Source organism: Corallococcus sp. RDP092CA (genome assembly GCF_041903675.1).
In the GTDB taxonomy this organism is placed as follows: domain Bacteria; phylum Myxococcota; class Myxococcia; order Myxococcales; family Myxococcaceae; genus Corallococcus.
On record NZ_JAYESI010000010.1, the window covers coordinates 134,194 to 149,746 of the forward strand.

A 15,553-nucleotide genomic window follows, 5' to 3' on the forward strand; every position below is an offset into this window, starting at 1 on the left:
CTGGAAACCGGACCCGATGCTTGCCCCCCACGGGGCGCGTCCGTCGGATCCGCCGCCCCGCCCGTCTTGAAAGGCATGCCACGTGGCCAAGCAGCACCTGCTCCTCGTCGATGGTGACGCGAAGAGTCTGCGCGTGATGGAGGTCAGCCTGAAGAAGGCCGGCTTCTCCGTCACGACGGCGATCCACGGCAAGGATGCGCTGGAGAAGGTCCAGATCAGCCCGCCGGACCTCGTGCTCGCGGACACCAAGATGCCGGAGATGGACGGCTTCGAGCTCTGCAAGGCGCTCAAGTCCGACGAGCGCTTCAAGTTCATCCCCTTCGTCTTCCTGACGAACCAGAAGTCGGTCGAGTTCAAGGTGCGCGGCCTGGAGCTCGGGGGCGACGACTACCTGACGAAGCCCATCTACATCAAAGAGATCGTCACCCGCGTGAAGATGATCCTTCAGAAGGCCGAGAAGGAACGCATCGAGAAGCGCGAGACGACCAAGGGCGGCTTCGCGGGAAGCCTCGCCGACATGGGCGTCGTGGACCTGGTCCAGACCTTTGAGATCGGCCGCAAGACGGGCGTCATCTCCATCCAGGGCGAGCGCACCGGCGTCGTCTACTTCAAGGAAGGCCGCGTCATCGACGCGGAGCTGGGCCGGCTCAAGGGCGAGAACGCCTTCTACCGCCTGCTCAACACGTTCGAAGGCCAGTTCGACGTGCAGTTCACCACGTTGGACCGCCCCGAGCGCATCGAGGTCTCCACGCAGGGCCTCCTCATGGAGGGCATGCGCCGGCTGGACGAGTGGGGCCGGATGCTGGAGCAGCTCCCGCCCCTGGAGACGGTCTTCGAGATCGACTACCACCAGCTGGCGGACCGCCTGTCGGAGATCCCCGACGAGGTGAACGGCCTCTTGCGCCTGTTCGACGGCAAGCGCGCGCTGTCGCGCGTGGTGGAGGACTCGGACTTCGAGGACCTGGCCGCGCTGGGCATCATCAGCAAGCTGTACTTCGAAGGGCTGATCCGCGAGCTGGGCAACGCGCCGCCGGAGCCCGTGCAGAGCCGCAAGCCGGGCATCGAGCAGTGGCTGAACGCCGCGCCGCCCATCCCCGTGGACGTCGCGCCCGCGCAGGAGCCCGCGTCCGCGCAGGCCCCGGTGGAGCCGCCTCCGGTGGAAGCGGCGCCCGCGGCGGAAGCCCCGCACGCCGAGGAGCCCGCGCCCGCGCAGCCCGAGCCCCCGGAGGAGGTCACGCCCGTGGCGGAGGTGGCGCCCGCGCCGGTCTCCTCGCGGCCCGCGCAGGTGATCATCTTCCCGCCGCGCGTCCGCCCGGGTGACGGGGCGCCGCCTCCGTTCGGGCAGGAGCCGGAGTCCGTGGTGCCCCCGCTGTCGCAGGAGGGGTCGTCGTTCCTCGTGGAGCCGCCGCCGGCGCACCGCGCGGTGGAGCATGCGCGGCGCAGCCTGCTGCTCGACTGGAGCCGCGTGGACACGGAGGGCCTGAGCGCCTCCAGCACCTGGGGCCCGGGGTCGCCGTGGGCGTCCGCGTCTCGCGCTCCGGCCGCGCCCAGCCCCTTCGCCGCCGCGCCCGCGCAGGCGTCCGCGGAGCCGCTGTCCTCGCGTCCGCCCATCTTCGGGGGCGCGGCCATCGCGCCCAGCCCGCTCGCGCCCGTGCCGCCTCCCACGCCGGCCCCGCCTTCGTCCGAGGTGACGCTGGTCAGCGGCACGGAGCACCTCCAGGAGGAGCTGCCGGTGGAGGAGGCCGCGCCGCCGCAGCTCGCGCTGCCGCCGTATCCGGGCCACGGCATCGTGCCGCCGCAGGTGGCCCCGGTGGCGCTCAACGTCGAGTTCCCCGCGACGGCCCCCTCCGCCGCGCAGCCGGACCCCCTGGCGCCGGTGGACCCCGCCGCCACGCAGGAGGTGCCCGCGTCCGAGGCCTACTTCACGGAGCCCGAGGCCCCCGCCCCTGTGGATCCGTCCGCTGCCGCCGCCAGCCCGAGCCCCGAGGCTCCCACCGCGACCGCCGTCTCCGGCACGAGCAGCGCGAGCGCGGGCTCAGAGACGGCCCCGGCGGGCCCCGCGTCCACGAACAGCGCGGCCGCTCCCGCCAGCACGGCCCCCGCGAAGGCCGCGAGCGCCAGCCCCGCGCACGACGCGGATGACGCGGAGCTCATCGCCGCGATGAAGCCCAGGCGCACGGGCCTCTTCGTCGCGGGCGGCCTGCTGCTCGTCGCGGCCGTGGCCGCGGTGGTCCTCTCCAAGGGCTCGGGCGCCACCGAGACGCCTCCGCCCACCGACCCCAAGGTGACGCAGCCCACGAAGCCCCCGGAGGCGTCGAAGCCGCCGGAGGTCACGCCCCCGCCCGCGAAGACCGCGGACGCGCAGGCCGACGCGGGCGTCCCGCCGACGAAGACCGTCACCGCCCCGGAGGACGCGGGCGCGGCGCCGGTGGAGACGGCCACGCCCGAGCCCGCCGCCGTCCCCGACGCGGGCATCGCGGTGGCGCCCACGCCGGAGGCGACCCCTCCCGTGGTGCAGAAGGCCGCCACCTACGCGGACTACATCAAGGACGGCCGCGCGGCGATGGCCCGCAAGAGCTTCAAGTCGGCCCTGGTCGCGTACCGCAAGGCGCTGGCGCTCGACGGTGACTCCGTCGAGGCGAAGACGGGCCTGGCCATCTCGCTGGCCAACAACAGCAGCACCAGCGAGGCCGGCTACCGCGAAGCGGCCAGGCTGCTCCAGGACGTCGTCAAGGCGGAGCCCAAGAACGCGAAGGCCTGGTTCTGGCTGGGCAGCTCGCTCCAGTTCTCCGGTGATCAAACCCGAGCAGCCGATGCCTACAAGCGGTATCTGTTCCTCGAACCGACGGGAAGCTCGGCGGACGAGGTGCGTGCCCTGCTCAATGGGATGAAATGAGCAGGGAGGCGGCCTGCCCGCCTCCTGCCCGCCCTCGTCGTCGGAGTCGTCGTGCTCGTCCTGGGACTTGAAACCTCGTGCGATGAAACCGCCGCCGCCGTCGTGGAGGACGGGCGGCGCGTCCTGTCGGACGTCGTCTCCACGCAGGTGGACATCCACCGCCGCTGGGGCGGCGTCGTGCCGGAGCTGGCCAGCCGCAACCACATCGTCCAGGTGATGCCCGTCATCCACGAGGCCCTCACGCGCGCGAGCAGGACGCTGGACGACATCGACCTGCTCGCCGTCACGTCCGGCCCGGGCCTCATCGGCGCGCTGCTCGTGGGGCTCCAGGTGGCCAAGGGGCTGAGCCTCGCCACCGGCAAGCCCTTCGTGGGCGCCAACCACCTCGAAGGGCACCTGCTCGCCATCCGCCTGCTGGAGGACGCGCCCGCGCCGCCGTTCCTGGGGCTCGTCGTCTCCGGTGGCCACACCAGCCTCTACGAGGTGCGCGACTACGGGAACTACCGCCTCGTGGGCCGCACGCGCGACGACGCCGCGGGCGAGGCCTACGACAAGACGGCGCGCATCCTCGGCCTGCCGTACCCGGGCGGGCAGCCCATTGATCAGCTGGCGCAGCAGGGCGACCCGGAGGCCATCCGCTTCCCGCGCGCGCTCCCGGGCGACAACTTCGACGTGTCGTTCTCCGGCCTGAAGACGTCGGTGCTGCACCACGTCCAGAAGCACGGCGTGCCGGAGGGCCAGGCGCTCCACGACCTGTGCGCGTCGTTCCAGGAGGCGGTGGCGGACGTGCTGTCGAAGAAGCTCGTCGCCGCGGCCCGGAGGCTGGGCCACCACCAGCTCGTCCTGTGCGGCGGCGTGGCGGCGAACTCGCGGCTGCGGGCGCTGTGCAAGCAGCGCGCGGAGGAGCGGGGCCTGCGCATGTTCCTGCCGCCGGTGCGGCTGTGCACGGACAATGGCGCGATGATCGCCGTCGCGGGGTATGAAGCGTGGCGCCGCGGCTTGCGCGGTGACTTCCGCCTCGCGGCCGACCCCGCCTGGCGCATGGAGTAGGGACCTGACAGTGGATTCTCCGCGCGACATCCTCAAGCGCCACGGCCTGCGCGCCAAGCACAGCTGGGGACAGAACTTCCTCGGAGACCCGGACGCGCTCCAGGCCATCGCGGACGCGCTCGCCCCGCGCGAGGGCGAACCCGTGGTGGAGCTGGGCCCCGGCCTGGGCCACCTCACGCGCTTCCTCGCCGCCACCGGCGCGCGCGTCACCGCCGTGGAGCGCGACCGCGACATGGTGGCCGTGCTGGAGAAGGAGGCCATCCCCGGCGTGCGCGTGGTGCCCGGCAACGCCGCCACGGTGGACTTCGCCCAGGTGGCCGGCGCGGACGACATCGCGCTCGTGGGCAACCTGCCGTACCACCTCACCAGCCCCATCCTCTTCCAGGTGCTCGCGCAGCGCGCCCACGTCTCGCGCGCCGTCTTCACCCTCCAGAAGGAGGTGGTCGTGCGCCTCGCCGCGGAGCCCGGCAACCGCGACTACGGGCTGCTCACGGTGCTGCTCGGCCTGCACTTCGACGTGGAGCACGTGCTCACCCTGGAGGCGTGGCGCTTCCACCCGCCCCCGAAGGTGGACTCCGCCGTGCTGCGCCTCACGCGGCGGAAGACGCCCCGCGCGCCGCTGGTGGACGAGGCCCGCTTCACCCGGCTGGTGAAGGCCGGCTTCGCGCAGCGCCGCAAGACGCTGATCAACTCGCTCAAGTCCGACAAGGGCCTGGCGCCGCCGGAGGTGCTGCTCGCCGCGCTCCAGACGGCGGGCATCGACCCGGGCCGCCGCGCGGAGACGCTCTCCCCGGAGGAGTTCGCCGCCATCGAGCGCGCCCTGGGCCCCGTCACCGCCCTGGCGCCGCCGCCCCCGGACGCGCCGGAAGCGGACGCCGCGGAGGAGTAGGGGAGGCTCAGCGCTTCTGGCCCAGCGCGGCCAGGAGCCCGCCCTGCCGGGCGAGGAACGAGCGGAACGCGTCCTCGTCGATGCGCATGCGCGCGAGCACGCCGCGGAGGACCTCGTCCACGGAGCCCTCCGGCCGGCGCTTCAGCTCGAAGGCCGTCTTCAGCAGGGCCACGCCATAGAGTGGATCCACGTCCACCGGAGGTGCGGGAGGGGCCGTGGCCGGACGGGCGGCGGGCGCCGCTTCCGGGGCCTCCACCAGGTCCACCACCGTCTTCACCCGCTGCCTGCCGCGCATCTGTGGCCCGCCGCTCCCGCTGTCCGTGTCCGCGGGCACCGTAGGGGATGACCCCTTGGGGCGCAAGGGTGGGGTGGGCCCGGCGAAAATTGCCGGATGCACGGGGGCATGGTTGTGTTATCCGCCCCCCGCGCGCGCATGTGTCTCATGCGTGGATTCCGGGGGCGGAGGCCTCGGGCCGATGGACCACCGCTACATCGTCGTCGAAGGCCCCATCGGCGTGGGCAAGACGAGCCTCACCCACCTCCTCACGGAGCGACTGGGCAGCCGCCGCATCCTGGAGGTCGTGGAGGAGAACCCCTTCCTCTCCAGCTTCTACGCGGACCGGCAGAAGTTCGCGTTCCAGACGCAGGTGTTCTTCCTGCTGTCGCGCTTCCGCCAGCAGCAGGAGCTCTTCCAGCAGGACCTGTTCCGCTCCGTCACCGTGAGCGACTACCTGTTCGCGAAGGACCGCATCTTCGCCAACCTCACGCTGGCCTCGGACGAGCTGGCCCTCTACGACCGCGTCTTCGAGGCCCTGGGGCCCCGCGTCCCGCAGCCCGACCTGGTCATCTACCTCCAGGCCCAGCTGGACGTGCTGCTGCATCGCATCAAGAAGCGCGGCCGCGAGTTCGAGCGCAAGTTCGACGCGGGCTACCTGGAGTCGCTCGCGCACGCGTACAACGACTTCTTCGCGCATTACACGGATACGCCGCTGCTGGTGGTGAACACGTCGGACATCGACTTCGTCCACAACGAGGCGGATCGCGAGGACCTGATGAACGCCATCGCGAGCGCGAAGTCCGGCGTCCAGCACTACACCCCCAAGTCCCGCCGGGGCTGACGGCCGCCGCCCGGTTGGCTGCCTGGCGCGGGTTGCGCCCCCACGCGGCCCCGAGGGCGTTAGAGTGCATCCCCGTGGAGCCCCGGCCCCCGGCGATCCCCCTGGGGACGGCGAGGGGCCTGACGCTCCACGAGGCTGTCCCACCCGTCTCACACCCAGGAGGTGAACCGTGAAGGACAAGGTCACCATCCACACGCTGAAGCGCCTGAAGCAGTCCGGTCAGAAGATCTGCATGGTCACCGCGTACGACGCGACGTTCGCGCGCATCCTCGACGAGGGAGGCGCGGACGTGCTCCTGGTCGGTGACTCGCTGGGCATGGTCATCCAGGGGCAGGAGTCCACGCTGCCCGTCACCATGGAGCAGATGGTCTATCACTGCGCGGCGGTGAGCCGCGGCGCGAAGCGGGCGCACGTGGTGGGCGACCTGCCGTTCCTGAGCTACCAGGTGTCGCCGCAGGAGGCCGTGCGCAACGCCGGGCGGCTCGTCGCCGAAGGCAACGTGGGCAGCGTGAAGCTGGAGGGCGGCGCCGAGTTCGCCGACACCGTGCGCGCCATCGTCCGCGCCAGCATCCCCGTCATGGGCCACCTGGGCCTCACCCCGCAGTCGGTGCACAAGATGGGCGGCTACGTCGTGCAGGGCCGCGACGAGGACGCCGCGCGCCGCATGCTGGATGACGCGCTCGCGCTGGAGGCCGCCGGCGCCTACGCGCTGGTCCTGGAGGGGGTGCCGCTGGAGCTGGCGCGCACCATCACCCAGAGCCTGAAGATCCCCACCATCGGCATCGGCGCGGGCAAGCACTGCGATGGCCAGGTGCTGGTCTGCTACGACCTCCTGGGCATGAACCCGGACTTCAAGCCGAAGTTCGTCAAGCGCTTCGCCAACCTGCACGGGAACATCACCGACGCCGCGAGCACGTACTTCTCCGAGGTGCGCTCGGGCGCGTTCCCGGATGAGGAGCACAGCTTCAAGGCCACCAAGGGCATCCGGCTGGTGACGCCCACGCCGGTGGTCTCCGACGCGGAAGGCGCCGGCGAGCCCGCGGAGAAGGTCGGCGGCATCTACGGGGCCCCCGTCTAGCCATGGCTCCCCACGTCCTGCGCACCGTTGCGGAAGTGAAGGCCTGGGTCGCGTCCCTCCAGAAGGAGGGACGGTCCCTGGCGCTCGTGCCCACCATGGGCTTCCTTCATGAGGGCCACGTCTCGCTCATGAGGGAGGGCGGCCGGCGCGCGGACGTGGTGGCGGCCTCCATCTTCGTGAACCCCACGCAGTTCGGCCCCCGCGAGGACCTCGCGCGCTACCCGCGCGACCTCGAGGGGGACCTGGGCAAGTGCGCGAGCGCGGGCGTCACGGCCGTGTTCGCGCCCGAGCCCGCGGCGATGTACCCCCCGGGCTATCAGACCTACGTGGACGTCACGGAGGTCAGCCAGGGGCTGTGCGGCGAGCGGCGTCCCGGCCACTTCCGGGGCGTCGCCACCATCGTCACCCAGCTCCTGGCGCTGTTCCGGCCGGCCGTGGCGCTGTTCGGGGAGAAGGACTACCAGCAGCTCCAGGTCATCCGGGCGCTCAACCGAGACCTGCACCTGGGGGCGGACATCGTGGGCATGCCCACCCTCCGGGAGGCGGACGGGCTGGCCATGAGCAGCCGCAACGCCTATCTGTCCGCGGATGAACGCCAGCGGGCGCTCTCCCTGTCGAGGGGCCTCCGGGCGGCCCAGGCCCTGCTCGCGTCCGGCACCCGGGACACGCGGGCGCTCGTGGAGGCCGCCCGCCGTGAATTGCAGGCGGCGGGCCTCCGGGAGGACTACGTGGAGGTTCGGGACGCCGCGACGCTCTCACCCCTGGAGACGGTGGCACCCGGACAGACGGCGCGCATGCTGGTGGCGGCCTTCTCGGGCACCACGCGGCTCATCGACAACATGCCCCTGGCCGGTTAGGAGACTCGGGACACGTTATGGCCGCTGGAAAGTCGAAGGGAGTGGGTGCGGAGCCGGGGGTGAAGCTCATTGCCGAGAACCGGCGTGCGCGCTTCGACTACACGGTGGATGAGAAGATAGAAGCCGGGCTGGAGCTCACGGGGAGTGAGGTGAAGTCGTTGCGTGAAGGTACGGCCAACCTGTCGGACGCCTACGCGCTCCAGAAGGGCACGGAGCTGTTCCTGCTCAACGCTCACATCGGCTCCTACAAGGCGGCCAGCGTCTTCGACCACCTGCCCACCCGGGGCCGGAAGCTGCTCATGCACCGGTCGGAGATCGACCGGTGGACGGCGAAGGTGCGCGAGCGCGGTTACTCCATCATCCCGCTCGTGCTGTACTTCAGGAAGGGGCGGGCCAAGGTGGAGCTGGGCCTGTGCCGCGGCAAGACGCACGAAGACCGCCGCCACGACATCAAGGAACGGGAGACGAAGCGGGAGATGGACCGGGAAGTGCGCCGTCGTTGAGGGCGCTCCCGCAACTCCCCCGCCGGACACGCTGGAATGGACAAGAAGGTTTCCGACAAGAAGGAGCGGCTGCTGGCCGCGCTCGACCAGGGGATGGTGATGATCCACCTGGACGCGCGCCGCCCCGGCGTGCTCGTCCCCGCCAGCCTCCGAGGCGAAGCACACCTGCGCCTCAACCTCTCCTACCGCTTCGACCCGCCCGACCTCACGGTGGGCGAGTGGGGCGTGCGCTCCACGCTGAGCTTCTCCGGTGCGCGCTTCACGGTGGCGGTGCCCTGGTCGGCGCTGTTCGCCATCGCCAGCCACGTGACGAAGGAGTTCTGGATGTACCCGGAGGAGATGCCGCCGGAGCTGCTCCAGCAGCCCCCGGTGGCGTCGGCCTCCGTCGCGCGCCCGCCGCAGCCCACGCCGGTGCCCGCCGCCGCAGAGAGGCCCCGCGCCTTCCTCCGCGAGGTGCAGTCCGAGCACACCGACGAGCCGGAGTCGCGTCCGGAGGTGGCGGCCGCGCCGCCGCCCGAGGGCGGGCCTCCGGACGAGCCGCAGCCGCCGCGCCGGGGCCACCTGCGCCTGGTGAAGTAGGACGGGCCGCCCGTGAGAGGCGGGCGGCGCGTCAGCGCTTGAGCTCCGCGTCCACGTCCGCCTTCCGGCCGCCCATGAACGAGCCCGCCCAGGGGCGGTAGCCCTTGAGCTTCAGCTGCACGGAGACGGAGCGCGGGGGGTAGGTGTTGTCGATCGCCATGGGCGTCACACCGATCTCCACGCCGTCCACCAGGACGGTGGCGCCAGAGGGCTCGCTGCGGATGGACAGGACCTCCGTCGGAGCCCCGAGCGCATGCATCACCTGGGTCCCATAGCGGGGCCACAGGAACAGCACGCCCGCCGCGAGCACCGCCGCGATGCCGAACAGCGCCACCGCCAGTCCCCAGCGCCTGCGGGGGCGGGGCGTCGTCGCCGGCTCGAACTCCCAATGCGGCGTGCTCGCGGCCTTGGGCGCGCGCTCCTCCAGCTCCAGGTCTCCCTGGGCCGCCTGACGGATGCTGGGCCGGTTCACCCGCTCCGCTTCGTCCACGTCCGCAAGGGACTGCGTGGCGAGCGCGGGAGCGGAGGCCTCCGCCGTGGCGGGGGCGGGCGCGTTCGGCCGGGCCCGCGCGGGCGCGGACGCCGCCGCAGTCGACGGCGGCCGGGACGCGGAGGGCGCGGGCGAGGACCTCGCCATCGCGCCCGCCTGGGGCGGCGGAGACGCGGGGCCCGTGCCTCGGGAGGCCAGGGGCTCGGCGCCAGGGCGGGGGCCATGGGGAGCGCCAGCGTCGCGTGCCGCCGCCCACGGTTCCGAAGCCGCGGAGGTCATCGCCGGGGCCGCGCTCGCCCCGGTCGCGGTCGCGGAGGGCCCGCGCGTGCAGGCCTCACAGGGCGAGTCCGGGGACTCCAGCGCCGAGCCGCACAGGGCGCAGGTGTGGACCACGGCGCCGGAGGCGGACAACGAGACGCCTCCCGTCGGAGGGCTCCACGGCTCCTCTTCCTCCGCCCCCACGGGGACGGCCGCCGGAGGGGGCTTCCACGAAGCGGCCTCGCCACGCGCGGACGCCACCGGCCCCGCAGCCGCGAGGGCTCCAGCGCCATAGGACACCGTGGCCGAGGCGGCGCCGGACGCCGACGGAAGCCGCCCCGCGTCCCTCCCCTCGCGCGGCGCGACGGACATCACGAACGACGCGGACGTCGAAGCCGGGGCCTCCGCGAGCGCAGTCCGGGCCACCTCGCCCACGGACAGCGGCAGCCGGATGCCGCGCAGGAAGGTCGCCAGCGCATGCGACGACGCGGGCTCTCCCGTCTGCGCGAGCCACCGCGCGAGCGCCTCCGACACGTCCTCCGGCTCCGGGAAGCGGCCGGCCGGGTCCCGCGACAGCATGCGCAGCACCAGCGTGGCCAGCGACGCCGGCACGTCCGGCAGCGACGCGGGCGCGCGGTTGAGGATGGAGTACGCCACCGCCATCGGCTCCGCCTCCTCCGCCGCCCCGAACGGGTGCTGCCCCGCGAGCAGCTCGGCCAGGATGATGCCCAGCGAGAACTGGTCGCTCAGCGCCGTGGCCGGCTCGCCGCGAATCACCTCCGGCGCGGCGTAGGGCACCTTGCCCTTGAAGGCGCCGGGCTCCGTGCGCGACAGGCCGGAGAGCCGCGCGATGCCGAAGTCCGTGACCTTCACCTCGCCCTCGCGCGACACCAGCAGGTTGGACGGGGACACGTCCCGGTGCGCCGTCACCACCGGGTGGCCGTCGTGCTGGCGGCGGTACGCGTGCTGCAAACCCGCCTGGGCCTGGCACACGATGAACACCGCCAGGTGCGGCGGAATCCGCAGCCCCTGACGCGTCACCGCGCGCATCAGCGCGCCCAGGTCCCAGCCGTCCACCAGCTCCATCACCAGGAAGAGCCCCTCCGGGCTCTCCCCCACGTCGTGCACGGTGACGATGTTCTGGTGTTGCAGCAGCATGGCCAGCCGCGCCTCGGCGACGAACATCCGGGAGATGTCCGGCTCGCGCGCCAGGTGCGGCAGCACGCGCTTGATGGCCACGGTGCGCTCGAAGCCCTCCGCGCCCTTGGACACCCCCAGGAACAACTCCGCCATGCCACCCGTGGCCAGCGGTTGCAGCAGCCGATAGCGCGACGTCACAGGGACCTCCGGAAGGACGCGGTGGGGACGCTCACCCCTGCGACTGGGTGATCTCGCGCAGGTGCTTCCACGGGTAGATGCCCGTGCTGTGCTGGTCGCTGAAGACGAACGCGAGCGCGTAGTTGCCCACCGGCTGCACCTGCAGCACGCGCAGGTCCGCGGGCACCTGCGAGGGGTCCAGCGTGCGCTTCGCCGTCCACTCGTCCACGCACGCGGCGCACGGGCACTGCTGGCGCAGCACCTGCGCGGTGGCGGTCGTCGTCACGCCGTCGTCCCACGTCAGCGTCAGCGCTTCGCCGTCCGCGGACAGCTTCGCATCCGTCGCGCTGACGGGCTTGGGCGCGGGCTTGATGCGATCCCAGAAATTGCTCACCGGTCCACCTTCCAAGGCTTGGGGACAGCAGCCCCCTCCCTACCATCCTTCCGGCGGGGTGGGGGACGCGCCGCGAAAGCGGGAGGGCCGGGAAGCGGGGCTTCAGGAAGCCAGCTTGACGGGCAGCCGGTGGCCTTCCAGCCGCACGCCCCGCTGGGCCAGCACCGCGCGCAGGGCCTGCACCACCTTGGGGTCCAGCTGCGCGCCGCTCAGGTTGTCCAGGATCTCCATCGCCTTCTCCAGCGGCATGGCCTTCTGGTACGGGCGCGTGGAGGTGCACGCATCGAAGGTGTCCGCGCACGCCACGATGCGCGCGAGCAGCGGGATGGCCTCGCCCTTGAGCCTGTCCGGGTAGCCCGTGCCGTCCCAGCGCTCGTGGTGGTGGCGCACGCACGCGCGCACCGGGCCCAGGAAGCTGACGGGGCCGATGATGGCGTCGCCAATGGCGGGGTGCTCGCGCATCGTCGCCATCTCCTGGTCGGTGAGCCGGGACTGCTTGCAGAGGATGTTCTCCGCGATGCCAATCTTCCCGATGTCGTGGAGGATGCCGCCATACTGGAGCTGCCGCAGCTCGCGCTCGGTGAGCTTCAGCTCCCGGCCAATCTCCACCGCCACGTCGCCCACCCGCTGGCTGTGGCCGCGCGTGTACGCGTCCTTGGAGTCGATGGAGTTGGCCAGCGCGACGATGGTCTCCAGGTAGCCCTTCTCCAGGCTCTCGTAGAGGCCGCGCGTCTCCATGTCGTACGCCATGAGCTGCTTGCTCATGTAGTTGAACGTCTGGGCCAGCTCCCCCAGCTCGTTCTTCTGCTTGAGGTGCACCTCCACGCCGAACTTGCCGCGCGCCAACTCCAGCGACGTCGCGATGAACGTCTTCAGGGGCTGCGTGAGGTTGCGGGAGAAGATGGCCGCCAGCACCAGCGCCACCAGGATGGCGCCGCCCAGGCCCAGGAGGATGCGCCGCTCCATGGTCTCCACCTGGCGGTACGCGTGCTCCACCGGCTGCTCGGAGACGATGGCCCAGCCCGCCTCCGGCAGCACCGAGTACGCGGACACCACCGCGTCGCGCCCCTCGCCGAAGTTGCCCACGTGGAAGAGCTCCGTGTCGGGCGTGCCCTGGCGCTGCTTGAGCAGGTGCGCCAGGGGCAGCCGCCTGGACACGTCGTCGCCCACCGCGCCCAGGTCTCCGCCGCCGGCAATCAGCCGGCCGTGCCGGTCCGCCAGGTACGCGAAGCCCGTGCTGCCCACGCGCTCCTGGGCCACCATCTGCCGCAGGCCCGCGAGCGTGAGGTCCGCGGCCATGTAGCCCTGCACCGGGTCGCCCACCGGGAAGGCCAGCGTCACCACCGGCCCACCGCCTCCGCCGTGGGACGCCACCACGTCCGAGTAGCGCACCCCGGTGAGCCCCTCGTCCAGCAGGGCCCGCGCGCGCTCCTCGTGCTCCGCCACCGCGCTGGGCGTCATGTCGTGCACCGCGAAGGCCTGGAGCCCCGGAAGCCGCTGCCGGTCCGCGCCGAACACGGTGAGCGCCAGCACCTCCGGGCGCTGGTTGAGCACCGCCGCGATGTGCAGCCGCTGCGTGTCGCGCGGCAGGGTGAAGAAGCCGCCCGGCACGCTGGACAGCCCCACCACCCGCTCGGTGGGGTCCTCCAGGAAGCTCTCCGCCTTGAGGCGCAGCTGCTTCACGCGCTCCTGCGCCAGCTCCTGCGCGTCGCGGATGAGCAGCTCGCGCGTATGGGACACCGACACCCAGCCCACCATCACCGTGGGGATGATGCTGACCACCAGCATCAGCAGGAGGATGACCTTGAACAGTCGCACGGTGGTGGCTCCTCGCGCCGGGAGGCGGCTACTTCTGCCACCCGTCCTTCACCTTGACGTTGAGTTCGAGTGATTCCGCGGCCAGCTCGAAGCGCCGGGTCTGCGAAGGCAGGGACCGCCCCTGCTCCGGACTCACCGCCGTCACCGTCCAGCGATAACGGCCCGCCGGCAGCGTCGGCAACGTCCATTGCCGCGCGGCCACCACCGAGCGCACCGGCGCCGGCGCCGCGCCCCCCTCCACGCCCTCCGTGACGACCTCCACCTCGTAGCGCGTGGCGCCCGCCACGGAGGACCAGGACAGCGTCACCGGCCCCAGCAGCCCGCCGGGCGCGGGCTTCAGCGTGAGGCGGGCCTTGTCCGCGGGCTGCGCCAGCTGCGGCGCGCCGGGCGGCTCCGGCAGCACGGTGCCCTGCTGCACGCGCACGGACTCGCCCCTGGCCAGCACGCGGGTGGCGTGCTGCGCCTCCACGGTGACGGGAGGCCCCTGGCGGTGGGTGACGGTGGTGGTGCCGCCGTCGTGGCCCACCTCCACCGTGAAGTTGGACGGCTGGGGCGGGTTGAGCAGCGCCCACGCCTCGTCCGCCTTGTGCAGCGCCTCCGCGTACCGGGCGGCCTGGAAGTGCGCCTCCGCGTCCTTCAGGCGGGATTCGGCCTCGCGGCGGCGCGCGTCATCCGGCGCGGCCTTCACCGCCGCGCGCGACATCTCCAGCGCCTTGAGCGCCGTCTGCGACTCCGTGCCGGGCGCCTTGCGCGGGGCCGCCGGGGCGCCGCCGGGGAGCGCCGCGCTGTCCGGGGCGTCGCGCCCCGCCACGGTCGGGACGGTCGAGGGCACCACGGACAGCCCCATCCACGCGCTGAGCCAGAGGGCGGCCTTCATTGGAATTCAATCTTCCTGCCCGCCCGAACCGTGGCGGATGGAGTGGTGACGGACAGCGACTGGGTGGCCGGTTTCTCCAAGGTGGCGTCCACCCGTCCCCTGAGGACGGTGACGTCCGTTCGAAGCTTGCTTTCCGCGATGCCCACCAGGGAATCGCCCCCCAGGTGCAGCGTGCTGCCGTTGGCGAACACCACCTGGGCGCTGGCCCCGGCCTCGGTGCGGACCTTGTCGTTCTCGTAGAGGGGCAGCTCGTCGCGCGCGGGGCTCCACTCGTCCGCCACCGCGCGCTTGATCTGCACGTCCCCCGTCAGCCCCCGCAGGTGCGCGCGCGGGACGGGCGGAGGCAGGGGCGCCTCGGCGGGCCCACGGGGCTTCTCATCGGCGGTGCAGCCGGGAGGAAGGGCCATGAGTGCGACCGCGAAAAACAGGGGAGGCCAGCGTCGTCCATTCACCAGAGGGGTCTTCCTGCGGACCACTCTAACCGGAAAAGCCGCGAGGGAAGGGCCCCCCACCCCGCGCTTCTTCACGCGCGCTCGCTCAGTCCAGCCGCCTGTGCGCCAGGCACGGCAAATTCCGCCGGATGCGTGCCTGGAGCTCGGGATCCACCGGCGCCACCGCCAGGCCCTCGCCCTCGGAGGCCCGCGCCGTCACCAGCCCCCAGGGGTCCACCACCATCGCGTGGCCGTAGGTCAGCCGCTCCGCGGAGTGCCGCCCGCCCTGGGCCGGCGCCAGCACGTAGGCCTGGTTCTCGATGGCCCGGGCGCGCAGGAGCACCTCCCAGTGGTCCTTGCCCGTCATCATCGTGAAGGCCGCCGGGACCGCGAGCAGCGTCGCCCCGTCCCTGGACAGCCGCCGGTACAGCTCCGGGAAGCGCAGGTCGTAGCAGACGCTCATGCCCAGCCGGCCCACCGCCGTGTCCGCCGCCACCACCTCCGTCCCCGGCGCCACCGCGGCGGACTCCTGGTAGGTCGCCCCGTCCCCCACGTCCACGTCGAACAGGTGCATCTTCCGGTAGACGGCCAGGCGGGCGCCGTCCGGGCCGAACAGGACGCTGGTGTTGTAGAGCCGCCCGCCGGGCGCTCCCTCCTCCAGGATGGAGCCGGCCAGCAGCGTCGTCTTCGTCCCCCGGGCCAGCTCCGCCATCCGGCTCAGGGTGGGGCCGTCCAGGCCCTCCGCGGCGGAGGGGCGCTCGGGCTCCGGGCCCATCCAGGAGAAGTTCTCCGGGAGGCCCACCAGGTGGGCGCCCAGGGAGGCGGCCTGGCGCACGAGGCGCGTCGCCACGTCCAGGTTGTGGGCCTTGTCCGCGGTGGACACCATCTGTGCGGCGGCGATGAGGTGCATGGGGGCGTTATAACGCCACCGGCGTCACTCGGAACCCCTGGGAATCCTTCAGTCCCGGGGGGCGTTTGACCCGGCGCTCAGGGGTGTG

General features: G+C 72.5%; 15 protein-coding genes. 8 read left to right on the top strand and 7 right to left on the bottom strand.

Annotated elements, in window-relative coordinates:
* Positions 1–82 precede the first annotated feature (82 nt).
* From U8525_RS13830 to rsmA, 3 genes are read left to right on the top strand one after another with little or no spacing between them, the layout of a single operon-like run.
* On the top strand, positions 83–2,896 hold the full coding sequence (locus tag U8525_RS13830) for a response regulator (RefSeq protein ID WP_374265652.1): 2,814 nt from the start codon (positions 83–85) through the stop codon (positions 2,894–2,896).
* Between the two features lie 51 nt (positions 2,897–2,947).
* Positions 2,948–3,946 (top strand): tRNA (adenosine(37)-N6)-threonylcarbamoyltransferase complex transferase subunit TsaD, encoded by a 999-nt coding sequence (gene tsaD, locus U8525_RS13835; protein ID WP_374265654.1) that lies wholly within the window; start codon positions 2,948–2,950, stop codon positions 3,944–3,946.
* A 10-nt stretch (positions 3,947–3,956) separates the two neighbouring features.
* Positions 3,957–4,835, top strand: a complete 879-nt coding sequence (rsmA, locus tag U8525_RS13840) for a 16S rRNA (adenine(1518)-N(6)/adenine(1519)-N(6))-dimethyltransferase RsmA (protein ID WP_374265657.1) — start codon at positions 3,957–3,959, stop codon at positions 4,833–4,835.
* Positions 4,836–4,842: 7 nt separating this feature from the next.
* Here rsmA and U8525_RS13845 read toward each other — a convergent pair whose 3' ends face one another.
* Entirely contained in the window at positions 4,843–5,130 is a 288-nt protein-coding gene (locus tag U8525_RS13845) for a hypothetical protein (protein ID WP_374265659.1), read from the bottom strand.
* Positions 5,131–5,311: 181 nt separating this feature from the next.
* On the opposite strand from U8525_RS13845, the gene U8525_RS13850 reads away from it, so the two are divergent.
* The 5 genes from U8525_RS13850 (at position 5,312) to U8525_RS13870 (ending at position 8,970) form a co-directional block, all read left to right on the top strand.
* Positions 5,312–5,953 (top strand): deoxynucleoside kinase, encoded by a 642-nt coding sequence (locus tag U8525_RS13850; protein ID WP_374265661.1) that lies wholly within the window; start codon positions 5,312–5,314, stop codon positions 5,951–5,953.
* Between the two features lie 169 nt (positions 5,954–6,122).
* Positions 6,123–7,031, top strand: a complete 909-nt coding sequence (gene panB / locus U8525_RS13855; protein ID WP_374265663.1) for a 3-methyl-2-oxobutanoate hydroxymethyltransferase — start codon at positions 6,123–6,125, stop codon at positions 7,029–7,031.
* Positions 7,032–7,033: 2 nt separating this feature from the next.
* Positions 7,034–7,888 (top strand): pantoate--beta-alanine ligase, encoded by an 855-nt coding sequence (gene panC / locus U8525_RS13860; RefSeq protein ID WP_374265665.1) that lies wholly within the window; start codon positions 7,034–7,036, stop codon positions 7,886–7,888.
* 17 nt (positions 7,889–7,905) lie between these two features.
* Positions 7,906–8,391 (top strand): SsrA-binding protein SmpB, encoded by a 486-nt coding sequence (smpB, locus tag U8525_RS13865; RefSeq protein ID WP_223636257.1) that lies wholly within the window; start codon positions 7,906–7,908, stop codon positions 8,389–8,391.
* Positions 8,392–8,427: 36 nt separating this feature from the next.
* A complete protein-coding gene (locus U8525_RS13870; protein ID WP_374265668.1) occupies positions 8,428–8,970 on the top strand; it encodes a ClpXP protease specificity-enhancing factor SspB in 543 nt (180 codons plus the stop codon).
* A 31-nt stretch (positions 8,971–9,001) separates the two neighbouring features.
* Here U8525_RS13870 and U8525_RS13875 read toward each other — a convergent pair whose 3' ends face one another.
* From U8525_RS13875 to U8525_RS13900, 6 genes are all read right to left on the bottom strand, one after another.
* On the bottom strand, positions 9,002–11,056 hold the full coding sequence (locus U8525_RS13875; RefSeq protein ID WP_374265670.1) for a protein kinase: 2,055 nt from the start codon (positions 11,054–11,056) through the stop codon (positions 9,002–9,004).
* A gap of 31 nt (positions 11,057–11,087) precedes the next feature.
* Entirely contained in the window at positions 11,088–11,429 is a 342-nt protein-coding gene (locus U8525_RS13880) for a DUF971 domain-containing protein (RefSeq protein WP_374265672.1), read from the bottom strand.
* A gap of 102 nt (positions 11,430–11,531) precedes the next feature.
* Positions 11,532–13,247 carry an HD domain-containing phosphohydrolase gene (locus U8525_RS13885; protein ID WP_374265674.1) on the bottom strand — a complete coding sequence of 572 codons (1,716 nt, stop codon included), beginning with the start codon at positions 13,245–13,247 and terminating at the stop codon, positions 11,532–11,534.
* A gap of 28 nt (positions 13,248–13,275) precedes the next feature.
* Complete coding sequence (locus U8525_RS13890; RefSeq protein WP_374265676.1) at positions 13,276–14,124, bottom strand: peptidoglycan-binding protein LysM; 849 nt, start codon at positions 14,122–14,124, stop codon at positions 13,276–13,278.
* Positions 14,121–14,531 (bottom strand): FecR domain-containing protein, encoded by a 411-nt coding sequence (locus U8525_RS13895; RefSeq protein WP_374265678.1) that lies wholly within the window; start codon positions 14,529–14,531, stop codon positions 14,121–14,123. The genes U8525_RS13890 and U8525_RS13895 overlap by 4 nt, the downstream gene beginning before the upstream one ends.
* A gap of 130 nt (positions 14,532–14,661) precedes the next feature.
* Positions 14,662–15,465 (bottom strand): carbon-nitrogen hydrolase family protein, encoded by an 804-nt coding sequence (locus U8525_RS13900; protein ID WP_374265680.1) that lies wholly within the window; start codon positions 15,463–15,465, stop codon positions 14,662–14,664.
* Between the last annotated feature and the right edge of the window lie 88 nt (positions 15,466–15,553).